Genomic DNA, 25,998 nt, shown 5'->3' on the forward strand with positions numbered 1-25,998 from the left:
TTGAACCTCATCATGCACTTCGTTTAACGAGTAATAAGGAGGTTATAATGGACAGTCGGAAAGATGTAATTCAGACCCATCCTCTGGTGGGCTGGGATATCAGTACTGTTGACAGCTATGATGCGATGATGATCCGTCTGCACTCCCTTTCGTCGCAGGATCAAACTGAAGAAGACGCGGACGTCGGCCCGACCTACTGGCTGACGACAGATGTAGCCAGGCAATTTATCTCTATTCTCGAAGCGGGTATCGCTAAGATTGAATCTGCCGAGCAAGTAGAACGACTACGAAAGAAGCATTAATACTGCTGCATCAGCGAGGCACCCACCCGGGTGCCTTTTTTCATGGACTTTCTGGTATGCTATTGATTATGTAACCCTTTCAGGAGTTCCATTTTCATGATTTACGATCTCATTGTGGTCGGTAGCGGTTCAGTGGGTGCAGCGGCTGGCTATTATGCGACCCAGGCTGGCCTTTCCGTGCTGATGATTGACAGCGCACATCCTCCCCATCATCAGGGTGCTCATCACGGAGAAAGCCGTTTGATTCGTCATGCCTATGGCGAGGGCGAACGCTATGTACCACTAGTATTGCGTGCGCAAACGTTGTGGGATGAACTGGAACAGCAGGCGGGCGAGCGCATTATGCATCGTTGCGGTGTCCTGAATCTTGCGCCTGTCCAGTCTGAATTTATTCAAAACGTCGTAAGCAGCGCCCAAACCTGGCAGCTCCCTGTCGAGGTGCTGCAGGCGGCTGACGTGCGCAAGCGCTGGCCACAGCTGGCGGTTCCTGACGGATATCTGGGCGTTTTCGAACCAAACTCTGGCTTTTTAAAAAGTGAACAGGCGGTTCGAAGCTGGATACAGCTGGCAGAAAAACAGGGCTGCGCGCAGTTGTTTAACTGCCCGGTTACTCAGATCCGGCGTGACGGCGAATTGCAACAGGTTACCACGCTCGATGGCCTTTACCGCGGGCGCAAACTGTTGGTCAGTACGGGCACCTGGGTGAGTAAACTGGTCCCCGATTTGCCCATCGCCCCTACGCGTAAAGTGTTTGCCTGGTATCAGGCTGATGGCCGCTACAGTGAAAACAATGCGTTTCCTGGCTTCACCTGCGAAATGCCGGATGGCAGTCAGTATTATGGTTTCCCGGCGGACAACAATGCTTTAAAAGTCGGTCGTCATGATGGTGGTCAGCTAATGACAACACCTGAAGACCGCAAGCCGTTCGGCAGCCTTTCCGCCGATGGCAGTGAAGCCTTCCGGTTTCTCCGTCAGTTTTTACCGGGCGTTGGGGTTTGCCTGCACGGTGAAGCCTGTAGCTATGACGTGAGTCCTGATGAGGATTTCATCATTGATACACTGCCGGGCGAACCGAATCGTCTGATCATCACCGGTTTAAGCGGACATGGCTTTAAATTTGCCAGCGTGTTGGGTGAACTCGCCAGTCAGTTTGCACAGAATAAACCGTTCAGTTTCGATCTTACCCCTTTCCGTTTATCGCGTTTTCACGCCTGACCGTACGGCGCGCGTGCAGTGCACCGCGCCGCATTGACACAGATTTACACGCCAGCCCGTTTTACCGCTTTTTCTTCTGCCATCCAGGTGTTTCAGAGATGTTTTCTCCCTCAGTCACATCATGCCGCCGCCAGACAAGGGCGTTTATTCAATAATCCTGCGCTTAGTCAAATCGGTTCACCAAACCCATTGCACCAGCAACAATAAATTTATAGAAAAGTAAGCATCATTGATTTTGTGTTTCATTCTGTAGATTCTTGTTTCCACGTATTCCTTTGGTGCTGTAGCACAATGTCGCTGACAAATTCCTCCACCCGTTACGGTTTACTCACGATTTTTCTGCACTGGTCAATGGCCGTGGTTATTTACGCCATGTTCGCGCTGGGCCTGTGGATGGTTGGCCTGAGTTATTACGACAGCTGGTACCATAACGCGCCTGACATTCATAAAAGCATCGGCGTGTTATTAATGCTGGCGCTGGTCATCCGACTGGTATGGCGTGTGCTTTCGCCGCCCCCTGAACCGTTGCGTAGCTATTCTCCTGCGGTGCGCTTCGCGGCAGTGTTCGTGCACTGGCTGCTTTACAGCCTGCTTATTGCCCTTCTGTTAAGTGGCTATCTGATCTCGACTGCGGATGGCAAACCCGTGTCTGTTTTCGGTTGGTTCTCGTTACCGGCATCATTCAGTGGCGCGGGTGAACAGGCGGATTTAGCAGGAAATATTCATCTGTGGCTGGCGTGGAGCATCGTGGTGCTGTCGGTGTTGCACGGTCTTGCCGCGTTAAAACATCACTTTATTGACCGCGATATCACCCTGAAAAGGATGCTGGGACGGCGCATCCACTCTCCCTCTGAAAAGGAAAAATGATATGTTCAAAAAAACGCTTCTGGCTGTTACCGCTACTGGCCTGCTGCTGGGATCACTGACCGCTAATGCCGCCGATTACAAAATCGATAAAGAAGGCCAGCACGCCTTTGTTCAGTTCCGTATTCAGCATCTGGGCTACAGCTGGCTGTATGGGACGTTTAAAGATTTTGATGGCTCATTTACCTTCGATGCAGACAATCCCACCGCCGATAAAGTCGATGTCACGATTAAAACCAACAGCGTGGATACCAACCACGCCGAGCGTGACAAACATATTCGTGGCCCTGAATTTCTGAACGTGGCGAAACATCCCACCGCGACGTTCAAATCGACTTCCGTGAAAAAAGACGGTGACAAACTGGCGGTCACCGGGGATTTAACGCTGAATGGCGTGACAAAACCGGTGACGCTGGAAGCCAAAATGATGGGCGAAGGAAAAGATCCGTGGGGCGGTTATCGTGCCGGTTTTGAAGCTGAAGGCGAGATTGCGCTGAAAGACTTTAATATCACCCATGACCTGGGCCCTGCCTCGCAGAACGTCGAGTTAATTATCTCTGTTGAAGGCGTCCGTCAGTAACAAAACACCCGCCTGAAGTCGGCCTTCAGGCGGGGTCGGTTATTTCCGCGTCGGTGCCGGAATGGTCATATTCAGCAAGCCACGCGACTTGTTAAAGATTTTATTACCATTCTCACGTCCCGCCCGACGGGCACGCTGTTCTTCAGGCGACAGACGGGCTTCTTCCTGGCACAACGGGCTACAGCAGTGCTCATACTTCTCGGCACAACTTTCGCACTGTATAAACAGTAAGTGACAACCATCATTGACGCAGTTGACGTGCGTATCGCAGGGCTCACCACACTGATGACAATGCGCCAGAACATCATCCGATATACGCTCGCCCATGCGTTCATCAAAAACAAAGTTTTTACCTTTAAAACGCACCGGTAAATTTTGTTCCCGCGCCCGACGTGCATATTCAATAATCCCACCCTCGACATGATAAACATCCTGAAAACCGTTGTGTCGCATCCAGGCGCTGGCTTTTTCACAGCGAATCCCTCCGGTGCAGTACATCACGATTTTTTTGTCTTTCTTGTCTTTGAGCATATCCACGGCCATGGGCAGCTGATCGCGGAAAGTGTCGGCAGGCACCTCTAATGCGTTATCGAAACGCCCGACTTCATACTCATAATGATTGCGCATATCGACAAAGACCGCATCAGGATCGTCGATCATGGCGTTAACTTCGGCCGCTTTCAGGTAGTTGCCGACATTACTGGCATCAAAGGTGTCATCCTCAATCCCGTCAGCCACAATACGATCGCGCACTTTCAGGCGCAGCACCCAAAACGACTTGCCATCATCATCCAGCGCAATATTCATGCGCAGATTGTCCAGCGCGGGATCAAAGCCGTACAAAAAGGCTTTCATAGCCTCGTACTGGCTGGCTGGCACGCTGATCTGCGCATTGATGCCCTCATGGGCAACGTAGATGCGACCAAACACCTTTAATGCGGTTAACCCGACATAGAGCGCATCGCGAAAGGCTTTGGGATCGGCAATGGTGAAGTACTTGTAAAAAGAGACTGTGGTGCGCGGTTCGGTTTCGGCCAACATGCGCGCCTTCAGCTCTTTATTGGAAACAAGGTTGTGTAACACTGGCATGGTGTTCGTTCCTGTTATCAATAGAAGAAATTTAGCGCGCACATGATACCTGAAATGAAAAAAATGCGAAGCGTATAAGAAAAATTGATAGGTAAAACGGTAAATTTCGTTGCGCGATGGTGTTGTGCCCTCATTTTCATCTTCTGCAACACCCGGAGAAATGCTCTAACATTTCAGCCGCGGGGGAAAAAATGGCACAATAACCGCAACTGACGAATAACAGCACCGCAGGTGCACGACGCAGGATAACAGTATTCAAGATGACCCAATTGCCTCAATTTTCACGTGCACTTTTTCATCCCCGCTATTGGTTGACCTGGTTGGGTATCATTTTTCTTTATATTTTGGTCCTGTTACCTTATCCCCTGCTCTACGCGCTGGGTAGCGGTATTGGCCGTATCGCTATGCGGTTTATGAAGCGACGTGTGGCCATTGCTCGCCGCAACCTGGAGCTGAGCTTTCCGGATATGCCGACCAACGATCGTGAAGCCATGATTAAGCATAATTTTGAATCTGTGGGCATGGGTCTGATTGAAACCGGCATGGCGTGGTTCTGGCCCGACTGGCGGATTCATAAATGGCACACACCTTCCGGTCTGGAACATATTCAGCAGGCCCATGATACCCAGCGCGGCGTGTTACTTATCGGTATGCATTTCCTGACGCTGGAAATTGGCGCGCGTATGTTTGGCATTCATAATCCCGGTATTGGCGTTTACCGGCCGAATGACAATAAATTAATCGACTGGTTACAAACCCGCGGTCGTATGCGCTCCAATAAAGGCATGCTGGACCGTAAGGACCTGAAAGGCATGATCCGGGCCTTAAAACGTGGGGATATCATCTGGTATGCGCCCGATCATGATTATGGTCCCCGCAGCAGCGTGTTCGTGCCCTTCTTTGGCGTCGACAAAGCCGCCACCACCGTAGGGACACATATGTTAATGCGTACCGGAAAACCGGCGGTTATCCCGTTTGTGCCGCGCCGTCTGCCGGAAGGACGCGGTTACGAGTTGATCATTTTGCCTGATGTCAGCGCTGATTTTCCGTTGACCAGCGAAGAAGACACCGCCGCGCGCATGAATAAAGTGGTGGAAGAAGGCGTACTGCTGGCGCCTGAGCAGTACATGTGGCTGCATCGCCGCTTTAAAACCCGCCCTGAAGGCGAACCTTCGCGCTATTAAGCTCACCGCTGCCCGACACCGATGCGGGCAGCGCTTTTCCCTTACGGGGTGATAAACCGTTTGTTCTGCGCCCGACGTGGCGGTGCGACCTCGCCCTGCCCCCATTCCACCGTCAGGCATGCCCTTCATGTTAAGCTGGGTGACGCGTTGCGGTTGAACAGGAGAAAACGATGCTCTGGCTGCTTTCAAAATATGCAATAACGGCTCTGATGGTGGTGGTGATCTCGGAAGCGGCAAAACGCAGCGATCGTCTTGGCGGCCTGCTTGCGGCGCTGCCACTGGTCACGATTCTGGTGCTTGTCTGGATGAAACTGGAAGGACAAACGCAGACCAAAATTGCCGCCCACGCCTGGTACACCTTCTGGTATGTGGTGCCGACCTTGCCCATGTTTATCCTGTTTCCTTTTCTGTATCAGCGTACAGGCTTCTGGCTTACCCTGGGACTGAGCTGCGTCCTGACGCTTATCGTATTCGTTCTCTGGGCCGTTCTGCTGAAACGCTGGGGCATCGAACTGCTGTGATGACCTTCTCCGCGAGACAAGCCAGCAGGATGTACCGCCTGATTTCATCACATCATTTTGCCTGCCGAACCGCCAGACATATTCGTCCTCTGACGCACTGACTTTCTCTCCTGCGATTTTGGTCTATCCTTCACTGAAATCACGTTAATCAGGCAAGGAGAGAAGCATGAGTATGTTCACTACACTGGAAGAAGCGATTGACGCTGCGCGTGAAGAGTTTCTCGCCAACCATCCAGACCTTGAGCAAGATGATGCAGCTATCAATCAGTTCGGTCTGCAAAAATATGTTATGCAGGATGGCGATATCATGTGGCAGGCAGAGTTCTTCGAAGACGAAGGGGATTCAGGCGAATGTTTACCGATTCGCAGTGGTGAAGCCGCTCAGGCAATTTTTGACGGTGACTTCGATGAGATTGAGTTGCGTCAGGAGTGGTTAGCGGAAAACACGCTGCATGAATGGGACGATGGCGAATTTCAGCTTGAGCCTCCACTGGACAGTGGAGAAGGTAAGGCTGCCGCCGAAGAGTGGGAAGACGATAACAGCGATTCCGATCGCGGTTACGTGTAAGGTCCATGGCTGGCGTCGACCGGAATAAGCAACGTATCGACGATCAGTGATAACGGCAGGTCGAGAATGGTGATAATCCGCCATGCCCCCTCTCTGACGTCCCACTTTACGCCGGGATAAAACTGGTTACCGTGTCCCTGTCCGGGCACGGTACGGCTGATAATACTGCCACAGCCGCTCAGCGTAACGATAGCGAGGGACAGCAGCGTTAACATAACGAGTTTATTCACAATAGCGACTCAGGTTAGACAGCCGTCATTTTAATCACGACTCAGGTGGCGTTACCATCCTGTTTACGTAAAACTGCAAAATAATGTTGCTGTCTGTCTCGGGCCAGGGGCAAAAAAAAAGCGGCATCTCTGCCGCTTTTTTCATTATGCCTGATGCGGAAGCGCGTCAGGATTGAGCGAAAGTTTTTGATAACTCTCTACCCACTGATGGTATTTCTCGCCACTTTCCCACAAACGGGTGTGAACGCGCGCCAGTACCACCGGATCGCTGATCAACTGCAAACGTTGTTCACGACCCAGCTTCTCGGGCGCATCGCTCAGTGCCTGATCAACCCGCCGATCGCGCGCATGATCTAACAACTGGCTGTGCTTGTGCCGTGAGGTCGCCAGCGCTGTCGCCAGTGCGTTAAACGCCGGGTTAAACAACGCGTGCATAAAGCCGTTTTTCAGGACGCGCTGGCGGTTCAGCTCGACGTAACGGTCAGTATCGATCAGCTCTTTTGGCGGATCATACTCTTCCGGAATCAGGAACAGCTTCGCCTTCTTGGTCTTCAGGCCCAGCCCCGAACGGCTCGACATCACCGAGACAAACGGTGACAGAATCAGTGAGAAGACAATAGGCGCCAGCCACCACAGGAAGTTGAGATCCAGCCAGCCCATTCCGGCTGCCCATACGATACCCAATGCCATCTGCGAACCATGACGTTTAAAGGCCTCGCTCCAGGGCGTTGCATCATCATCACGCTGCGGTGAGTTCCAGACGACTTCCCAGCCCAGGAACGCGCTGACCACAAATACGGTGTGGAACAGCATGCGCACCGGTGCCAGCAGAACCGAGAACAGCATTTCCAGCAGCAGCGACACAAATAGACGCAGTGCACCACCGTAAGGTTTCGCGCCTTTACACCAGATCAGCACCACACTCAGCAGCTTCGGCAGGAACAGCAGCACCAGCGTGGTGGAGAACAGCGCAATCGCCAGTTCAGGACGCCATTGCGGCCAGACCGGGAACAGCTGTCGAGGCTGCAGGAAGTAGGTCGGTTCCATCAGCGTGTGGACCACCTGTAGGGCGGTGGACAGCGCCAGGAACATAAACCACAGCGGAGCTGAAAGGTATGACATCACGCCCGTCAGGAAGACCGCACGGTGAACCGGGTGCATCCCTTTAACGAGGAACAGGCGGAAGTTCATCAGGTTACCATGACACCAGCGGCGATCGCGTTTAAGCTCATCCAGCAGATTCGGCGGCAATTCCTCGTACGAGCCAGGCAGATCATAGGCAATCCATACGCCCCAACCCGCACGGCGCATCAGTGCCGCTTCCACAAAGTCGTGAGACAAAATGGATCCCGCAAAAGACCCTTCACCGGGCAGCGGTGCCAGCGCACAGTGCTCAATAAACGGTTTCACACGGATGATGGCGTTATGGCCCCAGTAATGCGATTCCCCTAACTGCCAGAAATGCAGACCCGCGGTAAACAACGGCCCATAAACACGCGTCGCAAACTGCTGGCAGCGCGCATACAGCGTGTCCATTCCGGACGCTTTTGGTGACGACTGAATGATCCCGGCATTCGGGTTCGCTTCCATCATGCGCACCAGACCGGTCAGACATTCCCCGCTCATGACGCTGTCCGCATCCAGTACGACCATGTAGCTGTAGTTGCTGCCCCAGCGACGGCAGAAGTCGTCAATGTTGCCGCTCTTACGCTTCACACGACGACGGCGACGGCGGTAGAAGATCTTTCCTGCCCCACCGACATCACGCACCAGCTCCATCCAGGCCTTTTGCTCAGCAATAGCGATATCGGCATCGTAGCTGTCACTCAGGATATAGACATCGAAGTGCTCAGCGTTGCCTGTACGCACAACGGATTCCCAGGTGGCGCGCAAGCCTGCGAACACACGGCCCACATCTTCATTACAGATGGGCATGATCAGCGCGGTACGGTGCTCTGGATTCAGCGCTTCATCCCCGACTGTCGAGTAAGAGATGCTGTATTTATCCCGACCGATCAGCAGTTGTAAAAAGCCCATGAGTGCTGTCCAGAAGCCCGCCGACACCCAGCAGAACAGAATCGCAAACAGGAACAAAATTCCCGTCTGCAACACATAAGGCAGAATCTGCATGACAGACTGCTGCCAGTTCTGGTTGATCATGTCCATCGGATCCAGCAGCGTCCAGCCCTGGTAAGGCAGAATGGTCTTCATGTACCACGTGGCCACCACGGTTTGAAACACCGTAAGAATCAGGAGGATATAGCGGCGAACAGAACCGACATGGCGCCATTTTTCTTCTGCGCGCTGCTCTTCCGCCGTGGCATAACGCGGAACCGCCTTATGACCCCGTAATGAGTCCCAGGCACGTGCCAGCGGGTTAGTGCGCCAGGCTTCCGGAAACATCAGTGAACGCTTCACCTTTGGCATCGCTTTCAGGGTGGTACGTTCCAGATAGTCTTTGCCTAGCTGTGCACCACCCGCGAGGGAATCAGGCCAGGCCATTTCAACACGTGATGAAACGGACTTCAGCGGTGCATCGTCAGAACGATCGCTGGCGGCCACATCCTGACCCAGCGATTCGTGCAGTTGATGGAACGTCTGGGCATTCTGTAAAGACGCCGCCAGACGCGCTTTTCCTGCCGCATCCAGCGGCAGGGCTTCTACATAGCGTTGAGGTGTAAAAGTCAGATTATTCATTGGCAGGTAACTGATAGCTCCAGGTTTCCGTCAATGTTTTGTCACCGCTTACCAGCGCGGCACGCATTTCAGTCGCCTGCTTGTTATCTTTAACCCGGATACGCAGAACCAGGCGCCAGCCTTTGGTAACCGGATTGTAGCGAACGCTCTGTTCCACCACTTCCCCGTTTTTACCTACGCTGACCTGAGGCGCAACCTGGCTGTCGGCCGGCATTTCACTCATGTCTTTCCCTACGAAATCGATGGTGAAGGCCACGGTGCCATCCGGCTGACGAACCAGGTTTGACTGCTTCACGTCGCCCGCCGAGCGCAGCGTATCTTTGACCCAGGCAACATCATCTGAATGCAGCTTGTTTTCATTACGGCCAAAGTTCAGACGGTAGTCAAAGTCCATGGCTTTGCCGGGTTCCGGCAGATTTTCCGGTGTCCAGAACGCCACGATGTTATCGTTGGTTTCGTCAGCGGTGGGGATTTCCACCAGCTCAACATGGCCTTTGCCCCACTCGCCTAATGGCTCAACCCAGCCGCTTGGGCGCAGATCGTAACGATCGTCCAGATCCTGATAATTATTGAAATCACGTCCGCGCTGCAGCAGCCCGAAGCCTTTCGGATTTTCAATCGTGTAGGTACTGACCGCCAGATGGCGCGGGTTGTTGAGTGGACGCCAGATCCATTCACCATTGCCGCTGTGGATCGACAAACCGTCCGAATCATGCAGTTCAGGGCGGAAATTCGAGACCGTCGATGGCTGATTGCGGCCAAACAGGAACATGCTGGTTAACGGCGCGATGCCCAGTTTACCGACCTTGTCACGCAAATAGACCTGCGTCTTAACATCGACGGTAGTCTCCTGGCCTGGGTGAATCGTGAAACGGTAGGCACCGGTGGCACGTGGAGAATCCAGCAGCGCATAAATCACTAACTGCTTGTCCTGGGGTTTTGGACGTTCAATCCAGAACTCTTTGAAACGCGGGAACTCTTCACCTGACGGCAGCGCGGTATCGATCGCCAGACCACGGGCAGACAGACCATAAACCTGGCCTGCACCAATCACACGAAAATAACTGGCCCCCAGGAAGCTGGCGATTTCGTCATCTTTCTTATTCTTGCTGTTCAACGGATACAGGACTTTAAAACCGGCAAAGCCAAGGTTTTTAACCGCATCAGCATCGTGCTTCACGTTGCCAAAGTTGAAATAGTCAGGATTATATTTGATCTCACGTACGGTATTGGCGGTGATTTCATTGATCTTCACCGGCAAATCAAAGTACATGCCCTGATGGTAAAACTCGAGCTTAAACGGCGTACGCAGTTTGCCCCAATACGCTTTATCGTGGTTGAACTGAATCTGCTGATAATCAGCAAATTTCATGTCACGAAACTGAGAGGGTAAATTACTTTTTGGCGCTTCAAAGCTTTTTCCGGACAACTCTTTCGCTTGTTTCGCGACATCATCAAAGTTAAACGCCCAACTGTTGTTGGCATACAAAGCCAGCAGGACCGCTGCGCCAATCCAGCGCATTTTCGTCAGCCCCACATTATTTTTTACATTAGTCAGCACATCCCCCCCTTTCGTGTGCTTAATACAAACCCGCTTATCTTAATGGATAATTCGGCTTTCCGACAGCATATGCACAACAATGTTCCCGATAATCATCTACTCGCGAGGTGATTTTAGGACAATTAAACGTTACGGGCTCAACTGAGATTCAACTGATAGTATACTCTGTTATCTCCAGCTAGAATTTCCCTCCAACATAAAACGGTTTCAGGGCGAAACCGCCTAAAACGTACTAACGAACTGGAACTTTATGAGTACAAAAAAACCTGAGCGTGAATATTTTCTCGACTCCATTCGGGCCTGTTTGATGTTGTTAGGCGTGCCGTTTCACGTCTCCCTGATCTATTCGTCTCAGTCATGGGCCGTCAACAGCCACGATGCCTCACTGTGGCTAACTACCCTCAATGATTTTATTCATTCGTTTCGTATGCAGGTGTTCTTTGTTATCTCGGGCTACTTCTCTTATATGCTCTATCTGCGCTATCAGCCTCAGCGCTTTCTGAAAGTCCGCTTAGAGCGCGTCGGGATTCCGATGCTCAACGCGGTTCCGCTGATCACGCTGCCGCAGTTCTTTATGCTGAAAGCCTGGACTCCGAAGCTGTCGAACTGGAACAATTTATCGCTGTATGACAAGTACAATACGCTGATGTGGGAGTTGATCTCGCACCTGTGGTTTTTGCTGGTGCTGGTGCTGCTTACCACACTGGGCATGCTCACCTTCCGCTCGCTACGCGATCAACAGCGCAATATTGACTACCAACGTGTCGGCTGGACAAAGCTGGCTCTGGGGCTGTTGTTGTGGGCCGTACTCTGGGGAGCGGTACGGCGGGCGATTTTTTATGCCCACCCTTCCCTGTTGGGCGATGCGCTGTTTAACTTTGCCGTTATGCAGTGTCTGTTCTTCCTGCCGTTTTTTATGCTGGGCGCCCTCAGCTGGAAACATCAGGCGCTGAAAACGCTGTTTGTCCGGGCAAACCCGCTGCTGTACGTCGGGGCCGTCGTGATGCTGGTCGCCTACATTGCAAACCAACGGCTGAACAGTGGTGAAGGCTGGCTGTATGAAACCGACGCGCTGATCAGCAGCATGATGGGGCTTTGCATGCTGAACGTTTGTTACAGTCTGGGTCATAAATGGCTGAATTCTCACTCTCCTCAGATCATGTACCTGGTCAATGCCTCCCTGTTCATTTACCTGGTGCATCACCCTTTGACCCTGCTGTACGGAATTTTTATGACGCCGCATTTGCACAACAACACGTTTGGCTTTTTTCTGGGCCTCTTAATGGTGTTTGGTGCCTCCTTCATTTTGTATGAGTTGCACCTGCGCATTCCTCTGCTGCGCTTTCTGTTCTCCGGTAAACCGCAAAAGCGTTAAGGTAAAGGCGACCGTCCGGGTCGCCTTTTTTATTACAGTAGCCACTCAATAGGCAGCCGCCAGACCAGCCGGACCTGCAGACGTTGCCACCAGCTACAGCCGGGCTCATGCTTATGCACAACCTGCTGCGCTTCGCCTGGATATTCCAGCCAGTTTACCCGGCCCCACTTATCCAGTTGCAATGTCCAGGCTCTGTCACGCATGGATTCACTAAAGCGCCGGTGGGTTTCCGTGGCCAGGGTTTCACTTTCGATCACCAGTCCCATCTCCGTGTTTAACACGGCGGAACGCGGATCAAAGTTAAACGAGCCAATAAACAGAATGGCTTCGTCTACCGAGAAGGTTTTCGCATTCAGGCTTGAGCCAGAATTCCCGGTTAACCCGCGATCGTGCGGCGCATCGTTTACGCCCGCCTGCGGCTTTAACTCATACAGCGCGATGCCATGACGCAGGAGCTTTTTGCGCCACTTGGCATAACCGGCATGCACAACAGAAACGTCGTTCGCTGCCAGAGAGTTCGTCAGAATCGCAATTTTCACGCCTTTACGCTTTAGCGACAATAACTGCGCCACGCCCGCGCGGGTGGGAACAAAGTAGGCGGAAATGATATCAAACTGACGCTGGGGTGAATCGATAACCTCCAGCATGCGCTGGGGGAGAAGCGATTTGCGACGGGCTTTACCCAGCCCCTTGCGCGGATCGTCACTCAACAGCCGGGCTTTTGCCCAGACAAACGGTAAGCTGTCCTGCGTCAGTTGCTGAATCAGTGGCGAATGGCTCAGTCGTTTCAGATAGTGCTGAACGCCCTCGTTCTCACGCCATTCGGGAGGCAGAACGACTTCAGGATGTGCCGTCACGTCCTGTTCCAGCACATCGTCCAAAGGGGAAACTGGTTTACTGTGCCAGTAGCGTTCAAAATCCTCCGCCACTTCCTTGACCACGGTTCCAATTGCCAGCACGTCGAGATCGGCAAACAGCGGTTCGTTACCTGTCCCAAAGTATTCATAGCCAATGTTGCGCCCACCCACCACCGTGGTGATGCCATCGGCGGTAAAGCTTTTATTGTGCATACGACGATTGAGGCGTGCAAAATCAGTGAGGTAACCCAAGGCGCGCAACGTGCGAAAGGAAAAGGGGTTGAACAGTCTGACGGTAATATTTGGATGATGATTAAGCTGCGCCAGCGTATCGTCCAGCCCTGGCGTATTGTTATCATCGAGCAGGAGCCGGACTTTCACGCCGCGATTGGCTGCATCCAGCATGGCGCTGAACAGGAGCCGACCAGACATGTCGTTTTGCCAGATATAGTATTGAATATCCAGCGTCTTTGTCGCTTTTTCCATCAGCAGGTAACGGGCAGCAAAGGCATCCAGCCCGTCACTCAGCGGATGAATACCGCTTAGCCCCGGATGACGCAGCCCGGGCGGAACAAGCCGTTGCTCAAGCCAACTCTGGTTCGGTGCAGGCTGGGGAAGATTAAACGCTTCGGTCATGGAGAGTCCCTGAATCTTACGGTCATTTATTATTATTCCTTCGCGCGGCACGGGATGCCAGCCGCGGTTGCTCAGCAGCAAGACTGAAAGCAATGTTTTTTAGTCTAGACTTACTCGAACGATCTGTGACCGACATTTGTCCGGCAGGAGAGGAATATGCGCAACCAGCCTATCACTGACGATCACGTACACCATCAACCCCGTCTGTTTCAAAGCTTTTTTCAGGGCAGTTTTCCCTGCTCTACCGCCTGCCGCACGCCAGGTAAGCGCCTGGATATGGTGATCAGCAGTGGCCACGATATGTTGTTCAGAAAAGACTATGCCGCGCTGGTCGATTTGCACCTGTTGACCGCACGTGACGGTGCGCGCTGGCATCTGATTGAGAAAACGCCAGGCCAGTACGACTGGCGTAGCTTTTTACCCATGGTCGATGCGGCGCGGGATCAACAGTTGCAGGTCATCTGGGAGCTGGCCCATTTTGGCTATCCGGACCATCTCACTATCTGGAAAGCCAGCTTTGTCGATCATTTTGAACGTTATGCCCGTGCGATGGCGACATTGCTGCGCGATCGGGGAATCGAACAGCCCTTTTTTACCCCGATTAACCAAATATCGTTCTGGTCCTAGGCGGGTGCGGAGGTGGCCTGGTTTAATCCTCACGTCAGTCAGCGCGGAAAAGAGTTAAAACGGCAACTGGTCCGTGCCTCTCTGGCGGCGATACAGGCGATTCGCGACGTGATTCCCGCGGCGCGATTTGTCCTTACCGATCCGCTGGTACAGATTGCCCATCATCCTGATAACCCCGACAGTAAACCCGGGGCCGATGCCCAACATCAGGCTCAGTTTGAGGCCTGGGATATGCTGGCCGGTCGCCTTGATAAGGAACTGGGCGGGCGCGAAGAGTATCTGGATATTCTGGGTCTGAATTATTACCCCGATAACCACTGGTATTTTCCCGATCAGCCCATGGACAGAGACGATCCCGTACGGGCCCCACTCCACCTGTTACTGGCCCAGTACTGGCAACGCTATCAGCGCCCCATGTTAATCGCTGAGACGGGCGCAGAAGGCGAGGCACGGGCCCCCTGGCTGCAGGAAGTCAGTGAAAATGTTATGGTCGCGCTGGATCAGGGTATCGCGATGGAAGGGATTTCTCTGTACCCGGTGGTTGAGTATCCGGCCTGGGCCGATGACAGACGGTCGCCAGGCTCACTGTTAGGGCTGGCCGATCCGAACGGCAACCGAACGGTACACGAGAATCTGGCACTGGTACTACGAAGCCAGCAGATTAAATTCAGTCAGCGCGTTCAGCGTTGACCGGTAGGCGGTTTAGGATAGCAGGTTTGTGCATCGACATGGTCGACGGGCGTGGTAAGACGGCTGTCGTTAAACCATGTCATCAGAAACAGAAAGGTGACACCAATCAGGCAAGCCGTCAGCAGCCCAATAATCGCAATCAGTTTATCATCGCGCGATTCCATCCCTCACTCCTTTCAGGTCCGGTTGATAAACACTAGCTCATCCAAAGCGTGACGATCAGAACGAAAATTATAAGCGTTACCGACGTCACTGCAAGCACCACAATCGCGAAGTGCGCATCGGCAAGCGGCTGAGCCACGGGTTCCTCATGCTCTTCTGGTGGGTGGGGTAAGAACATGCTCTTCCTGGTCAAAACGGCATAATGGGGCGATAGTGCGCGACAGTGTAAAACAAACCCGTCGCGTTAGCCGTGATTTTACAAAACAGACCGCTGGCAAACTGATGGGCGACGATTACGGCCCCCTGGCGTCAGCCTGATGCCGTGCCCCACTCTGGTTTTCGCCCGACCAGCCCCCGCCGAGTGCACTGTATAAAGCGATTTGGGCCTGCAACAGATTATTCTTTACCGTTACCAGATTTAGCTGCGTGGCAAACAGGGTGCGTTGCGCATCCAGTTCATCCAGATAAGAAGCATAGCCATTTTGATAGCGATTCGTTGCAATACGCAGTGCCTCGGCGACAAACTGCTCTTGCTTCTGGAGCGCTTCACGCTGTGCTTCACCCTGGCGAATGGCATCCAGCGCGTTATTGACTTCGGAGAACGCGTTTCTTACCACTTTCTCATAGGTGTAAAGTGCCTGATTGCGAGAAGCCATAGCGACATCGACCTGGGCGGTCAATGCTTCACGGTTCAGCAACGGTGCCAGAATACTGCCCCCTACGCTCCAGAGGCGGAAGGGATCGTCCACCAGCTGATGCAAAACGGAACGCTGTAACGTGCCCGACGCTGTCAGATTAATTCCCGGCAGTAACTTCGCCTTTGACGCAGCCAGGCTGGCATCGGCGGCCAGCAGCTGGCGCTGCGCCTGGACGATATCCGGGCGACGATTCAGTAAGGCTGACGGCAAAATGCCCGGTATCGTCTGTGGCATCAGGACAGTAAAGGCGCGGTGACGGGCTACCTCCCGAGGGTTCATGCCGACTAAAATACTGAGCGCGTTTTCCTGCTGAGCAATCTGATGCTGTAACTGCGGCACCTGGGCTTGCGCGGACTGATACTCCGATGAGGCCTGCATCCACTCCAGCCGGGACGTATAACCTGTTTCAAACTGACGCTGCGCCAGTCGGAGCGAGTTACGCCGTATGGCCAGCGTCGCTTCGGTCACGCGCAGTTGTTCATCCAGCGCGCAGAGCGTCATATAACCCGATGCAACGGAACTGGCGATGGTCAGTTCTGCGGCCGACGCGGCCGCCTGCTGCGCCTCCAGCGTGGCGCGGGTGGCATCAATCGTATCGGCCCGTGCGCCCCACAAATCGACATTGTAACTGGCCTGAAGCTGCCCCTGAAAAACGGAGGTTTCATAAGGCTGCCCGGTCACAGCCGACAGGGCACGTTGACGCGTTGCCGCAACCCCGCCACTGAGCGTGGGAAAGTTATCGCCCTCAGCGCCACGCAGTTGCGCACGATATTGATCCACCCGCGAACGGGCTATCAAAATATCGGGATTATGCTGTAATGCCTGCTCCACCAGTCGGTTCAGATCCCGATCGCCAAACGCCTGCCACCAGGCCGCCTCTGGCGGCGCGGAAGGCCCAACCTGTTCGCGCCATTGTGACGGAATGGGTAACGAGGCCGGGGCTTTCTCAACCTGGGTGCTGCACCCTGCTAACAGGGCGGCCAGCACGCCTGCCACTAACCGAGCGCCCTTCATGGTGCGGTCTCACTGACTGGTGAGGCCGCCGTATCAATACTGACCTCGACTGACATGACGGGCCGTAACTGTTGCTGCACCTCCGGCGCGACGTCAATGCGTACGGGAATACGCTGGGCGATTTTCACAAAGTTACCGGTCGCGTTATCCGGTGAGATAGCGCTGAATTCTGAGCCTGCCGCTGGCGAGATATCGGCAACGCGACCGTCGAAACGTTTACCATCCAGCGCATCGACACGAATCGTCACCGGCAACCCCACGCGGATATGCGCAAGCTGGGTTTCTTTATAGTTTGCGATGATCCACTTATGTGCAGGCACCACGGAGGTCAGGCGAGTCCCGGCCGTCACATAGGCGCCTTTACGCACCGATAACTGCCCTAACTGACCCGCATCGGGTGATATGATACGGGTGTTTGCCAGGTCGATTTCAGCCAGCTCCAGCGCCGCCTGCGCACTGGCAACGTCCGCCTCCAGCGACGCCCGGTTTACGATCACCGTTTGCAGATTTTGCTGAGCGACTGCAACCTGGGCTTCTGCCTGATGAAGCTGAGCCAGCCCCTGCGCGTTCGCTGCGCGTGCGGCATCCCGCTCACGCACGGAGAGCGAACCATCCGCGGCCAGATTCTCTACCCGCTTCAGATCCAGGCCACTTTTCACCGCCTGCGCTCTGGCGTTTTCCAGAGCGGCTTTGTTGCTCTGGATCGTGGCCTGCGCGCTAAGACGCTGCTGTTGATTGTTGCTCAGAGCGGCCTGCTTCATGGCCAGTTGTGCCTGCGCCTGATGCACTCGCTGGCGATAAATACGATCGTCAATCGTCATCAGCACCTGACCTTTTTTGACCGGCTGCAGATCGGCCACGTTCACAGCAGTCAGATATCCGCTCACCTGCGGGCTGATAAAGGTGACCTGGCCGCGTACATAGGCGTTTTCCGTGCTCTGGACCGGACTGGTAAAAGGCCATAGCTGCCAGGCATACAGAATAACCAGCACACCAATGACCGCAATGCCGCTCCCTAGGGCGATGGAGAGAATACGACGACGATTGGCCCGATCGCGTTCTGCTGCCTGAAGTTCATCCTGCTGACTCATACTTACTCCGTTCGTTCTTGTGCGGCGGCGAGCTGACGCTGCTCTGCCAGATGAAATTTGGCCTGTCGCCAGTCAAGGTAGCGTCGACGTGTTAAACGCCATAACACCCACATCAGCGTAACCAGCGCCAGAGTTGCGGTCAGCAGATAGGTGTCGTTGTAGGCCAGGACGTTCGCCTGCAAGGTGGCGACGGACTGAAGCTGGCTGGTGCTTTGGGCACTCAATAATGCGCTATCGCCAATCTGGCTGCTAAAGAGTCCACCATATTGCGTAAGCCGATCGCTGACGTTGGGATCCAGTAACGATAATTGATCGCCGAGCAGGCTGGAGTGATATTTTTCACGCCAGACCTGAAAGGTTCCCAGAATCGCGGATCCGATTAAACCGCCCAGGTTTTGGCTCATGCCGAACAGGACAACGAAACTGACCAGATTTTTAGGCTGCGTGACGACGCTGCCAATTCCCATCAGCATGGCCGGCGCCATGAAAAAGGCACTGCCGAATCCCAGCAGAAACTGACTCAGGTACATATTGTTCGCGCGCGTGACCGGGCTGGATTGCGCATCCATCAGTGAGGCGATAATCATGACGACCAGCGATGCGACGATCGGCCAGTTAAGATGGGTAGGCTTGATAGTCAGCGCGCTGGCGGCAATGCCCGCCACCACACCGGCCATGATGGCAAGCGCCAGGCCTTGCATTTGATCATTCTGTAATCCAATCTGCTGCAGGAAGCCGACTGCCCCCGTATTCTGCTCTGCCAGTACGATGCGAATCATGATCATCACAATGCCTAAACGCACGATCATTCCACTGCTGAGCCAGCGCGTGTTAATGAGTGGATTGCGGCGATTGTGCTCAATCACAAAGGCACTGACGATCAGCACCAGCGCCAGGGCTGAACAGATCCCCAGCCAGGGCGTACTGAACCACCACTCAATACGGCCTAGCGACAGCACGCCACACAGCAACGCCATGCCCGGAGCCAGCAGGATAAACGTCAGGAAATCCATCTTTTCAAAAGCTTTAATACGATCGCCCGGCGGCAGCTTAACCACCAGCACCGCCCCTAATGCAATCAGCGCTAACCCCAGCTCAAACAGATACAGCCCTCGCCACTCGTCCAGTTGTAGCAACTCACTGGAGAACAGGCGCGCCAGCGGAATAGCGAGCTGTGAGGCGGTGAGACCAATGACCAGCGCTTTTAAGCGATGCCTGGCAGGCCAGGCCTGAATCTGGTAATAAATGCCCAGCGAGCTTAGCGCCGCACTGACCATGCCATGGGCCGTGCGCACGATAATCGCTGAACTCAGATCGTTGGCAAACAGATGGAAAAAGGCGACCAGGACGTACAGCACCAAAAACGCTTCGGTAAATACGCGTAAACCAAACTGCTGGCGAAATTTTACCAACAGCAGGTTGATGGAGATATTCCCCATCACATAAACCGCGGGCAGCCAGGCAATTTCGTTGGCATAAGCCGCAAAGGTGCCTTGCAGATTGGTCAGATTAGCCGTAACCAGCGCATTACTTAACGCGCCGGTCAGCGAGATCAGCAACCCTATCAGCCCAAAGGCAACACGCTTGGGTGGGGAATGGATTGGCGTCGAAGGCGAGCCCGGCAGCATGGGTTTTTCATGAGGCAACCATTCACGCGCAGCGTAGGGATTGCGCCGGGCCATACTTACATACTTCCCATTCGGGTCAGCAGCGTTTGTAAAACGCGCTCTACCAGGGCGATTTCCTGAGGATCAATATCCTCCAGCAGTTGCGTGCGCAGCGCATCGGTCTGCGTCTTTACTTTTGCGAACGCTTCATTGCCCTTCTCGGTCAGCACCAGATGACGCTTGCGGCGATCTTCGGCGGGCTGGACCCGGGATAACAGGTCCTGTTTCACCAGGCGATCCACCAACGGCACCATACTCGCATCTTCCAGGCCCATTAACTGCGCCAGTTCGGTTTGCGTGAGGCGTTGAGGTTCACTGGCGATAAGCCCTATCGCCATCCAGCTACTGGTGCTCAGACCGCTGTCTTTGAGATGGCGGTCAACGGCCAGGCGCCAGGCATGGGCGGTCAGGTGCAGCAGGTGGGTAAAGGTACGGTTAGATGACATTTATAAGTAGCCGCCTAATGATTAGAGTTCTAATTAATTGATTAAGTTATTATACGCAAAGCAAAATGCGAAAGAAAAGCATCTGTACTGTTAAATACTGGATAACAACGTCAAAATGTCCAGTCATGATCCTGCTGTCAACACCTCGGGGAGGACAAAAGCGTGAACACCTCCACCCATAACTGGGTCGATCTGCGCCGCGACGCGCGTAGCGGCATCGAAGCGATACGGGCGCATTTTACCGGACATGCTTACGATCCTCACTGGCATGACAGTTACTTAATTGGCGTGACGGAGCAAGGCGTGCAGCAGTTCCACTCCCGTCAGAAACGTCATCGGAGCCGACCGGGCACGGTCTTTATGTTGGAACCTGAAGAGCTTCACGATGGCGATGCCATTGATGCACAGGGCTTTACCTACCGCATGCTCTATCTGTCACCTCATCATCTGCACCAGCAGTTTGCACCTGGCTGTCTGGACAGTGCGCCCGGCAGTGAACTGCGTTTTGCCACCACGCTTCAGGATGAGAAATGGCTCTCCTGGGCGGTCTGGCACGCCTTCGACGCGCTCTGGCACAATCACCCGCAGTTAATCAAAGATGCGGCGCTGGAGCGGCTATTCCGCCATCTTCGTCACTTGCCTGTCTGGCGCAATACGTGGCCGGATGTGGCACCGACACTGGCCCATCAGGCACGAGACTGGCTTATTGCTTACCATGTCGATAACCCCGGCATTGCCCAGATGGCACAGGCGCTGAACGTGGATCGTTTTCGGCTTTCCCGCCTGTTCCAGCAGCAGTGGGGCCTGCCGCCCCACGCCTGGTTGGTACAGTGGCGACTCAGTCAGGCACGCCGACGGCTGGCTATGGGCCATTTACCCGCTGAGGTGGCTGCCGATCTTGGCTTTGCAGACCAGAGTCATCTGGGGCGCTGGTTTAAACGCGCCTGCCAGCTGACGCCTGCACGTTACCAGCAACTGTGCACAAATCTTCCAGACGCTGACCACTAGCCTTGCCACAATGGCATTTTGTGTCAGGAGAAGATAATGAGCGACTTACGATGTGTCATGATTTTGAACAGTGCGTTACCGGCCGGCAAAGCCACCAATGCTGCCGCCGTTATCGCTCTGACGCTGGGACAACGTCATCCCAGTCTGGTCGGTGAAGATCTGTAAGATGCGACAACGCAGCGCTATCCGGGACTCATCCCCGTTGGCATTCCTGTCCTGGGGGCCGATAGTGCGCAACTCAGCACCGTGTGGCGTCAGAGTGAACAGACAGACTGTGACATTGTGGTCTTTCCCGAGCAGGGTCAGTCAACCACCGACTACCAGGCCTTCAGTGACACGATGAAGACGCTGCCCGCCCCGGAATGGCGCCTGCTTGGGATGGCGATAGTGGGCGACAAAAAAGCGGTTCGCAAACTCACTGCAAAACTCAACCTGTTTAGTTAACCCTCCCGGGAAAGCACGCTGCTTTCCCGTCGGCCTGGCCCGCTTGTACACATTTCCTGTACAGGAAAGCGACAAACAAAATTCTTAACATCCTAATTGTTAAGGATTAGCATTTTATGCTTAATAATCTACTTGTACAAATAAACTTTAATTGTATAACTTTACATACAACGAGTTGTGATCACGACTCTGTAACGAATGATGCATCTGCGTCGCCTCTGAAGGTGTAATGGATTTCCACCCTCAGAGGTTTTTTTTTTGATTTTGATGACCTGCTTGTTGAGTTTGGCGCCATTGTATTTTTATGCGATGGCTTTTAGGTCTGTTTGTCGCGCACTCTACCGGGTAGCCGACTTTTTCAAAGGCTGACACATGCAAAACACACTGCCCCAAACGGATAAAGAGATCGCGGATTACTTAACCGCTGCGGCGACTAAACCCGACAGCGATATGGAGATTCTTGGTCTCGTTGTCGCGGAAATCTTACAGTCAGGTATGGCCGTCAATAATAAAGCCATTATTTCTAAATTGATTCATCGCCTCGAGCTGGAGCGCGACGAAGTCTCACTGGACGTTTATCGTCATCTGCTTGAGATGGTGGTGTATAAAACGCCAGACGACCTGACGGTATAATCCTTTCTCCATGGATGGAGTCATTTCGCTTTTTCTGGCTTCTTCTCTGAGCTGTCGGTAACATTCGCCCTTCACCAAATCCTGTCTTCCTTGCCTTTCGCGCAAGCTTAAAATAAAAGAGCCTGTTTACACTATGAATCAACAACATGATGTCGCCACAACAGCCGTTGTGGAAAACGATGTCAGTGTCGGCCGCGTCTTACGCTCGCCTGCACTGCTGACGCGAGAATGCCTGGCCGGCGTGATCACGGCGCTGGCGCTTATTCCGGAAGTGATCTCGTTTTCGGTTATCGCCGGTGTCGATCCGAAGGTCAGCCTGGTGGCCTCTGTCGTACTCTGCCTGACGCTGTCTTTGCTTGGCGGCCGCCCTGCCATGGTAACCGCCGCAGCGGGTTCGGTTGCGCTGGTGATTGGGCCTATGGTCCATGCGCATGGCGTGGCCTATATTCTTCCTGCCGTTGTAATGGCCGGGATCATTCAGATTCTGTTCGGCGTGACAGGTATGTCACGTGCGATGCGTTATATTCCCCGTTCGGTCATGATCGGCTTTGTGAATGCGCTTGGCGTTTTAATTTTCTTTGCTCAGGTCCCGCATGTCTGGGGTCAATCGCCGCTGGTGTGGGCACTCTTCGCCGTGACGCTGGCCATCGTGCTGCTCCTGCCCCGCGTGCTGAAAAGTGTGCCCTCTCCCTTAGTGGCCATCGTGGCCGTGACCGCCGTGACGCTGGCGATGGGCTATCGCGTCCCGACGGTGGGTGATGAAGGCCCCATGAGCGCAGGTCTGCCAGACTTTACGGCACTGACCGTTCCGCTCAACTGGCAGACCTTATCCATCGTCTGGCCCACCGCGCTGAGCGTGGCGTTTGTAGGACTAATGGAATCGCTACTGACCGCCAAGCTGGTGGATGACCTTACAGATACGCCGTCCAGCAAACGTCGCGAATCCTGGGGGCTGGGTATAGGTAATATTTTGGCCGGTTTTTACGGTGGTATCGCCGGATGCGCCATGATCGGACAGACCATTGTCAACGTGGAACTGGGTAAAGCACGTAGCCGGGTTTCAACGGTTGCCGCCGCCCTCGTGCTGTTACTGCTGGTGACGGGCCTGAGCCACATCATGGCGCAGATCCCGATGGTGGTCCTGGCCGGCATCATGATGATTGTCGCCGTCAAGACGGTCAACTGGCACAGTTTGCAGCCCGCGACGCTGAAACGGATGCCCTGGTCAGAAACGCTGGTCATGCTGTTAACGGTAGGTATTACCGTATTAACCAGTAATCTGGCGCTGGGGGTGCTGGCGGGTGTGGTGGTGGCAATGATGTTGTTTGCCCGGCGCGTCGCGCATGTGATTCATGCGGAAAGAACGTTGAGTGAGGACGGACAGTCTGTGCGCTACGATGTTCGCGGACCGCTGTTTTTTGCCAGCAGCAACGATCTGTTTGAGCACTTCGATTACGCACATGACCCTAAATCTGTCACCATTGATTTAACGCACGCGCAGATATGGGATGCCTCCACCGTCGCTGCACTGGATGGTATCGAATACCGTTATCAGCGTCATGGTGCCAGCGTCACCATTGAAGGGCTGGATATGCGCAGCAGCGATTTTCATCGCCGCCTGAGCGGTAATCTGAGCTGAGACACTGGCCTGCTGCGGCACGCAGCAGGCCCCTCTTACGCCTGCTGTCGCCGTGCCCGATAGCGCGCGACCATCGTTATTAATGCCTGGTATAACAGGCCAGCATAAAGACTCATCAAAACAGCCAGGCCAATTTCTTTGCCCTGCGCCTGCCATGACATAAACCACATGAAGACGCCCCATAACACTGAAAAAATCAGCCAGCCGCGGACGAATTTCAAAATGCCATTCATAAACGCCACTCCTCTTTTGTGATGCGCTACTTTAGCTGGCGTTGAGACAAAAAACCGGATTAAACGCGCGAGATGAGAAGTATCTCAAAAAACGGATAGAGGGCGGAATCGCTTCGCTTTTCTGCTTTACCCCCGTTATGTTTAGTAACAGCTAACTACAATTAGCTTACTGTTAATTTCACAAGGGAAATAGCATGAATCGTCGTCTGACTTTTTTCGCTGCTGTTGTCGCTGCCTCAACATTGACCGCGTGCCACCGCCGCCACCGGGCCCCGGCTGTGCGCCACCCCCACCGCCACACGATCATCGCCCGCCTCCGCCACCGGGTCAGGCACTGGCCCCACCACCGGCAGGCACCGTTGCACCACCGCCGCCTGCAACCGGGCAGCAACCGCCACCACCGCCCGCCCGCACCTGGTGATCTCCTGAAATCGCCTCACCTTTCATTTAGCCTGCCTGAGTCGTTCATATATCAGGCAGGCTGAATGCGTTTATCTGTCCGTGATACAGGGGTAAAGGACTACTGAGGTTTTTGTGGATGTTGATCGATGCGCTTTACGTGTACCAGTTCTGCCAGGGTGATTGCCGGGCGAAGTAATAACTGAAGGCTCCCCACGACAAATAACCATGTTCCACCTGTCATCAGCGAGTCGAAGAAAAACAGGATGCTGCCCGTCAGGAACCATACTGCGATAAAGAGATCGTTGAGCGCGCCAAGAGCGCGGTAACGTCGAGCGATGATGATATGATCTGAACCCACAGTGATTCCTGCTTTGTTTCCCGGCACGGCTTGCCCTTCTCTGAATAATGAAATGACTGCAGACAAGATTAGTACACAGAGAAGAAAGGTAACCTGCTGGCCTCAGCCTGTCCGCCACAGTAACCCCGCCGCGCGGGAAAAAAGTCGTATCCGAGCGTAAGAACATATCGTTTAACGCCTGCCAAAACATCTCCACGCCATTTTTATGTTGATTGTCAGGGAACACACTGCCATTGCTCAAACGACGGATAAGCGCTTAACGGCACCATTAAGTCTTAGGGACACCTGGTCTGAATCTGACTCTGCCGCTTCTGCCAGCACGATTAATCTTGCAAAAGAATAGCGACACGCTGTAAAAGTCAGTCACGGGATAAGAACAGAGCACGTTGCCCGCCTTTCGCACCGAAGGCTGTCGGCAATATGAAAGGTTTATTTTTTACGGCGGCTAAAGCCTGGCGCGGGATTGCCGATAGTAAGGAAGTAATTGTTAGAACCTTACATTAATAGCCAATTTTGCTATGCCCACATCCGAGTGGGCTTTTTTATGCCTGCAACATACACATCGTGCCTTTTACTGATCAAAAGTTATTCACTTGTATCTAAAAACCCCATTCACTGTATGCTTGCCGGGTCAGCGCATGCTGACAACTGGATTTTCCCTTGTAACGATTTCTGCCTGTGTAACGCAGGCTTTTTTAATGAACGGATTGAGCCATTTAAAATCCGCAGCCTTCTCAATCTGCCCACTTTTCCTCGCGTTTATTTTGGCCCTGAATGTATTGATCAAAGGTAATCCATTCCGTTTTGATTGAGAAACGGCAATGATGCGTGACAGGACTGCCCGTAGCAAAAGGCGAAAATACCAGATAATGCCGACTGTCACCGTCATGTCTGTCAAAACGGGGATAGAGAGCATAGTCAAAACTGTTACTGGTTTTGATACTGTCACCCACATTCAGGATGAGCGTTTTCGGTAATCGATATCATGCTGCCTTTACCCGTAAAGCCTCTCTTTCTGAGTCTACCGGGCTTGTTTCCACTCATCGTGCAGACGTCATCTTGATGCCTTTGCTGGATTGCTGTAAGCGTCACATTTAAACCGTCTGTGCAGCGGGCTCCGGTTCCGGGAAAATAGTGTCCATCATTTTTTAATGGACACTATCGCGTGAAACACCGGACATGGCTCCTTGAGGCGCTTCGCCTCCAT

General features: G+C 53.6%; 25 protein-coding genes and 2 pseudogenes. 13 read left to right on the top strand and 14 right to left on the bottom strand.

Annotation, left to right across the window (positions count from 1 at the left end):
• The first annotated feature begins 47 nt into the window (after positions 1 to 47).
• The 4 genes from bssS to F7Q90_RS14705 all read left to right on the top strand — a co-directional run bounded on the left by bssS (position 48) and on the right by F7Q90_RS14705 (position 2,961).
• Complete coding sequence (gene bssS, locus F7Q90_RS14690; RefSeq protein ID WP_006118802.1) at positions 48 to 302, top strand: biofilm formation regulator BssS; 255 nt, start codon at positions 48 to 50, stop codon at positions 300 to 302.
• A gap of 96 nt (positions 303 to 398) precedes the next feature.
• Positions 399 to 1,517 (top strand): N-methyl-L-tryptophan oxidase, encoded by a 1,119-nt coding sequence (gene solA / locus F7Q90_RS14695; RefSeq protein WP_006118801.1) that lies wholly within the window; start codon positions 399 to 401, stop codon positions 1,515 to 1,517.
• Positions 1,518 to 1,808: 291 nt separating this feature from the next.
• Positions 1,809 to 2,384, top strand: a complete 576-nt coding sequence (locus F7Q90_RS14700; protein ID WP_006118800.1) for a cytochrome b — start codon at positions 1,809 to 1,811, stop codon at positions 2,382 to 2,384.
• A 1-nt stretch (position 2,385) separates the two neighbouring features.
• Positions 2,386 to 2,961 (top strand): YceI family protein, encoded by a 576-nt coding sequence (locus F7Q90_RS14705; protein ID WP_006118799.1) that lies wholly within the window; start codon positions 2,386 to 2,388, stop codon positions 2,959 to 2,961.
• 39 nt (positions 2,962 to 3,000) lie between these two features.
• On the opposite strand, the gene trhO is transcribed toward F7Q90_RS14705, so the two are convergent.
• Complete coding sequence (gene trhO / locus F7Q90_RS14710) at positions 3,001 to 4,050, bottom strand: oxygen-dependent tRNA uridine(34) hydroxylase TrhO (protein ID WP_006118798.1); 1,050 nt, start codon at positions 4,048 to 4,050, stop codon at positions 3,001 to 3,003.
• Between the two features lie 260 nt (positions 4,051 to 4,310).
• On the opposite strand from trhO, the gene F7Q90_RS14715 reads away from it, so the two are divergent.
• From F7Q90_RS14715 to F7Q90_RS14725, 3 genes are all read left to right on the top strand, one after another.
• Positions 4,311 to 5,234, top strand: coding sequence for a Kdo(2)-lipid IV(A) acyltransferase (locus F7Q90_RS14715; RefSeq protein ID WP_006118797.1), 924 nt, complete (start codon positions 4,311 to 4,313; stop codon positions 5,232 to 5,234).
• 170 nt (positions 5,235 to 5,404) lie between these two features.
• A complete protein-coding gene (locus F7Q90_RS14720) occupies positions 5,405 to 5,755 on the top strand; it encodes a DUF3147 family protein (protein WP_006118796.1) in 351 nt (116 codons plus the stop codon).
• A gap of 166 nt (positions 5,756 to 5,921) precedes the next feature.
• Positions 5,922 to 6,323, top strand: a complete 402-nt coding sequence (locus tag F7Q90_RS14725; protein WP_006118795.1) for a MysB family protein — start codon at positions 5,922 to 5,924, stop codon at positions 6,321 to 6,323.
• On the opposite strand, the gene F7Q90_RS14730 is transcribed toward F7Q90_RS14725, so the two are convergent.
• The 3 genes from F7Q90_RS14730 to F7Q90_RS14740 form a co-directional block, all read right to left on the bottom strand.
• Positions 6,314 to 6,538, bottom strand: coding sequence for a YceK/YidQ family lipoprotein (locus F7Q90_RS14730; RefSeq protein ID WP_044241856.1), 225 nt, complete (start codon positions 6,536 to 6,538; stop codon positions 6,314 to 6,316). The genes F7Q90_RS14725 and F7Q90_RS14730 overlap by 10 nt on opposite strands.
• 159 nt (positions 6,539 to 6,697) lie before the next feature.
• Positions 6,698 to 9,250, bottom strand: coding sequence for a glucans biosynthesis glucosyltransferase MdoH (gene mdoH, locus F7Q90_RS14735; protein WP_006118793.1), 2,553 nt, complete (start codon positions 9,248 to 9,250; stop codon positions 6,698 to 6,700).
• Complete coding sequence (locus tag F7Q90_RS14740) at positions 9,243 to 10,781, bottom strand: glucan biosynthesis protein G (protein ID WP_170317967.1); 1,539 nt, start codon at positions 10,779 to 10,781, stop codon at positions 9,243 to 9,245. Before F7Q90_RS14740 ends, mdoH begins: the two co-directional genes overlap by 8 nt.
• A gap of 280 nt (positions 10,782 to 11,061) precedes the next feature.
• Between F7Q90_RS14740 and mdoC the strand changes: the two genes are divergently transcribed.
• Positions 11,062 to 12,186: a glucans biosynthesis protein MdoC gene (mdoC, locus tag F7Q90_RS14745; protein WP_006118791.1), complete on the top strand. Its 1,125-nt coding sequence runs from the start codon at positions 11,062 to 11,064 to the stop codon at positions 12,184 to 12,186.
• A gap of 32 nt (positions 12,187 to 12,218) precedes the next feature.
• Here mdoC and F7Q90_RS14750 read toward each other — a convergent pair whose 3' ends face one another.
• Positions 12,219 to 13,679, bottom strand: coding sequence for a phospholipase D family protein (locus F7Q90_RS14750; RefSeq protein ID WP_006118790.1), 1,461 nt, complete (start codon positions 13,677 to 13,679; stop codon positions 12,219 to 12,221).
• 156 nt (positions 13,680 to 13,835) lie between these two features.
• Here F7Q90_RS14750 and F7Q90_RS14755 point away from each other — a divergent pair.
• Positions 13,836 to 14,996, top strand: a pseudogene (locus F7Q90_RS14755) (beta-glucosidase).
• On the opposite strand, the gene F7Q90_RS26710 reads toward F7Q90_RS14755, so the two are convergent.
• From F7Q90_RS26710 to F7Q90_RS14775, 6 genes are all read right to left on the bottom strand, one after another.
• The gene (locus tag F7Q90_RS26710) at positions 14,987 to 15,160 is read right to left on the bottom strand and encodes a hypothetical protein (protein WP_006118789.1); all 174 of its coding nucleotides are present in this window, start codon (positions 15,158 to 15,160) and stop codon (positions 14,987 to 14,989) included. The pseudogene F7Q90_RS14755 and the gene F7Q90_RS26710 sit on opposite strands and share 10 nt — an antisense overlap.
• Positions 15,161 to 15,192: 32 nt before the next feature.
• Positions 15,193 to 15,336, bottom strand: a complete 144-nt coding sequence (locus F7Q90_RS26715; protein WP_006118788.1) for a hypothetical protein — start codon at positions 15,334 to 15,336, stop codon at positions 15,193 to 15,195.
• A gap of 115 nt (positions 15,337 to 15,451) precedes the next feature.
• A complete protein-coding gene (locus F7Q90_RS14760; RefSeq protein ID WP_006118787.1) occupies positions 15,452 to 16,870 on the bottom strand; it encodes an efflux transporter outer membrane subunit in 1,419 nt (472 codons plus the stop codon).
• Positions 16,867 to 17,961: an HlyD family secretion protein gene (locus tag F7Q90_RS14765; protein ID WP_006118786.1), complete on the bottom strand. Its 1,095-nt coding sequence runs from the start codon at positions 17,959 to 17,961 to the stop codon at positions 16,867 to 16,869. Before F7Q90_RS14765 ends, F7Q90_RS14760 begins: the two co-directional genes overlap by 4 nt.
• A gap of 2 nt (positions 17,962 to 17,963) precedes the next feature.
• Positions 17,964 to 19,643, bottom strand: a complete 1,680-nt coding sequence (locus F7Q90_RS14770) for an MFS transporter (RefSeq protein WP_006118785.1) — start codon at positions 19,641 to 19,643, stop codon at positions 17,964 to 17,966.
• Between the two features lie 2 nt (positions 19,644 to 19,645).
• The gene (locus F7Q90_RS14775) at positions 19,646 to 20,074 is read right to left on the bottom strand and encodes a MarR family winged helix-turn-helix transcriptional regulator (RefSeq protein ID WP_006118784.1); all 429 of its coding nucleotides are present in this window, start codon (positions 20,072 to 20,074) and stop codon (positions 19,646 to 19,648) included.
• 162 nt (positions 20,075 to 20,236) lie between these two features.
• Here F7Q90_RS14775 and F7Q90_RS14780 point away from each other — a divergent pair, with 162 nt between their 5' ends.
• The 4 genes and pseudogenes from F7Q90_RS14780 (at position 20,237) to F7Q90_RS14795 (ending at position 23,798) form a co-directional block, all read left to right on the top strand.
• Positions 20,237 to 21,082, top strand: a complete 846-nt coding sequence (locus tag F7Q90_RS14780) for an AraC family transcriptional regulator (protein ID WP_006118783.1) — start codon at positions 20,237 to 20,239, stop codon at positions 21,080 to 21,082.
• 36 nt (positions 21,083 to 21,118) lie between these two features.
• A pseudogene (locus tag F7Q90_RS14785) lies at positions 21,119 to 21,526 on the top strand (DUF2000 family protein).
• 372 nt (positions 21,527 to 21,898) lie between these two features.
• The gene (locus F7Q90_RS14790) at positions 21,899 to 22,159 is read left to right on the top strand and encodes a biofilm/acid-resistance regulator YmgB/AriR (protein WP_006118782.1); all 261 of its coding nucleotides are present in this window, start codon (positions 21,899 to 21,901) and stop codon (positions 22,157 to 22,159) included.
• Between the two features lie 133 nt (positions 22,160 to 22,292).
• On the top strand, positions 22,293 to 23,798 hold the full coding sequence (locus F7Q90_RS14795) for a SulP family inorganic anion transporter (protein WP_006118781.1): 1,506 nt from the start codon (positions 22,293 to 22,295) through the stop codon (positions 23,796 to 23,798).
• Positions 23,799 to 23,833: 35 nt separating this feature from the next.
• On the opposite strand, the gene F7Q90_RS14800 is transcribed toward F7Q90_RS14795, so the two are convergent.
• From F7Q90_RS14800 to F7Q90_RS14815, 3 genes are all read right to left on the bottom strand, one after another.
• On the bottom strand, positions 23,834 to 24,031 hold the full coding sequence (locus tag F7Q90_RS14800) for a DUF6404 family protein (RefSeq protein ID WP_006118780.1): 198 nt from the start codon (positions 24,029 to 24,031) through the stop codon (positions 23,834 to 23,836).
• A 520-nt stretch (positions 24,032 to 24,551) separates the two neighbouring features.
• Entirely contained in the window at positions 24,552 to 24,791 is a 240-nt protein-coding gene (locus F7Q90_RS14810) for a YrhK family protein (protein WP_237166121.1), read from the bottom strand.
• 631 nt (positions 24,792 to 25,422) lie between these two features.
• Complete coding sequence (locus F7Q90_RS14815; protein ID WP_141119368.1) at positions 25,423 to 25,740, bottom strand: hypothetical protein; 318 nt, start codon at positions 25,738 to 25,740, stop codon at positions 25,423 to 25,425.
• Positions 25,741 to 25,998 lie beyond the last annotated feature (258 nt).

Origin of the sequence: Pantoea stewartii subsp. stewartii (genome assembly GCF_008801695.1) — a bacterium.
GTDB classification, from domain to species: Bacteria; Pseudomonadota; Gammaproteobacteria; order Enterobacterales; family Enterobacteriaceae; genus Pantoea; species Pantoea stewartii.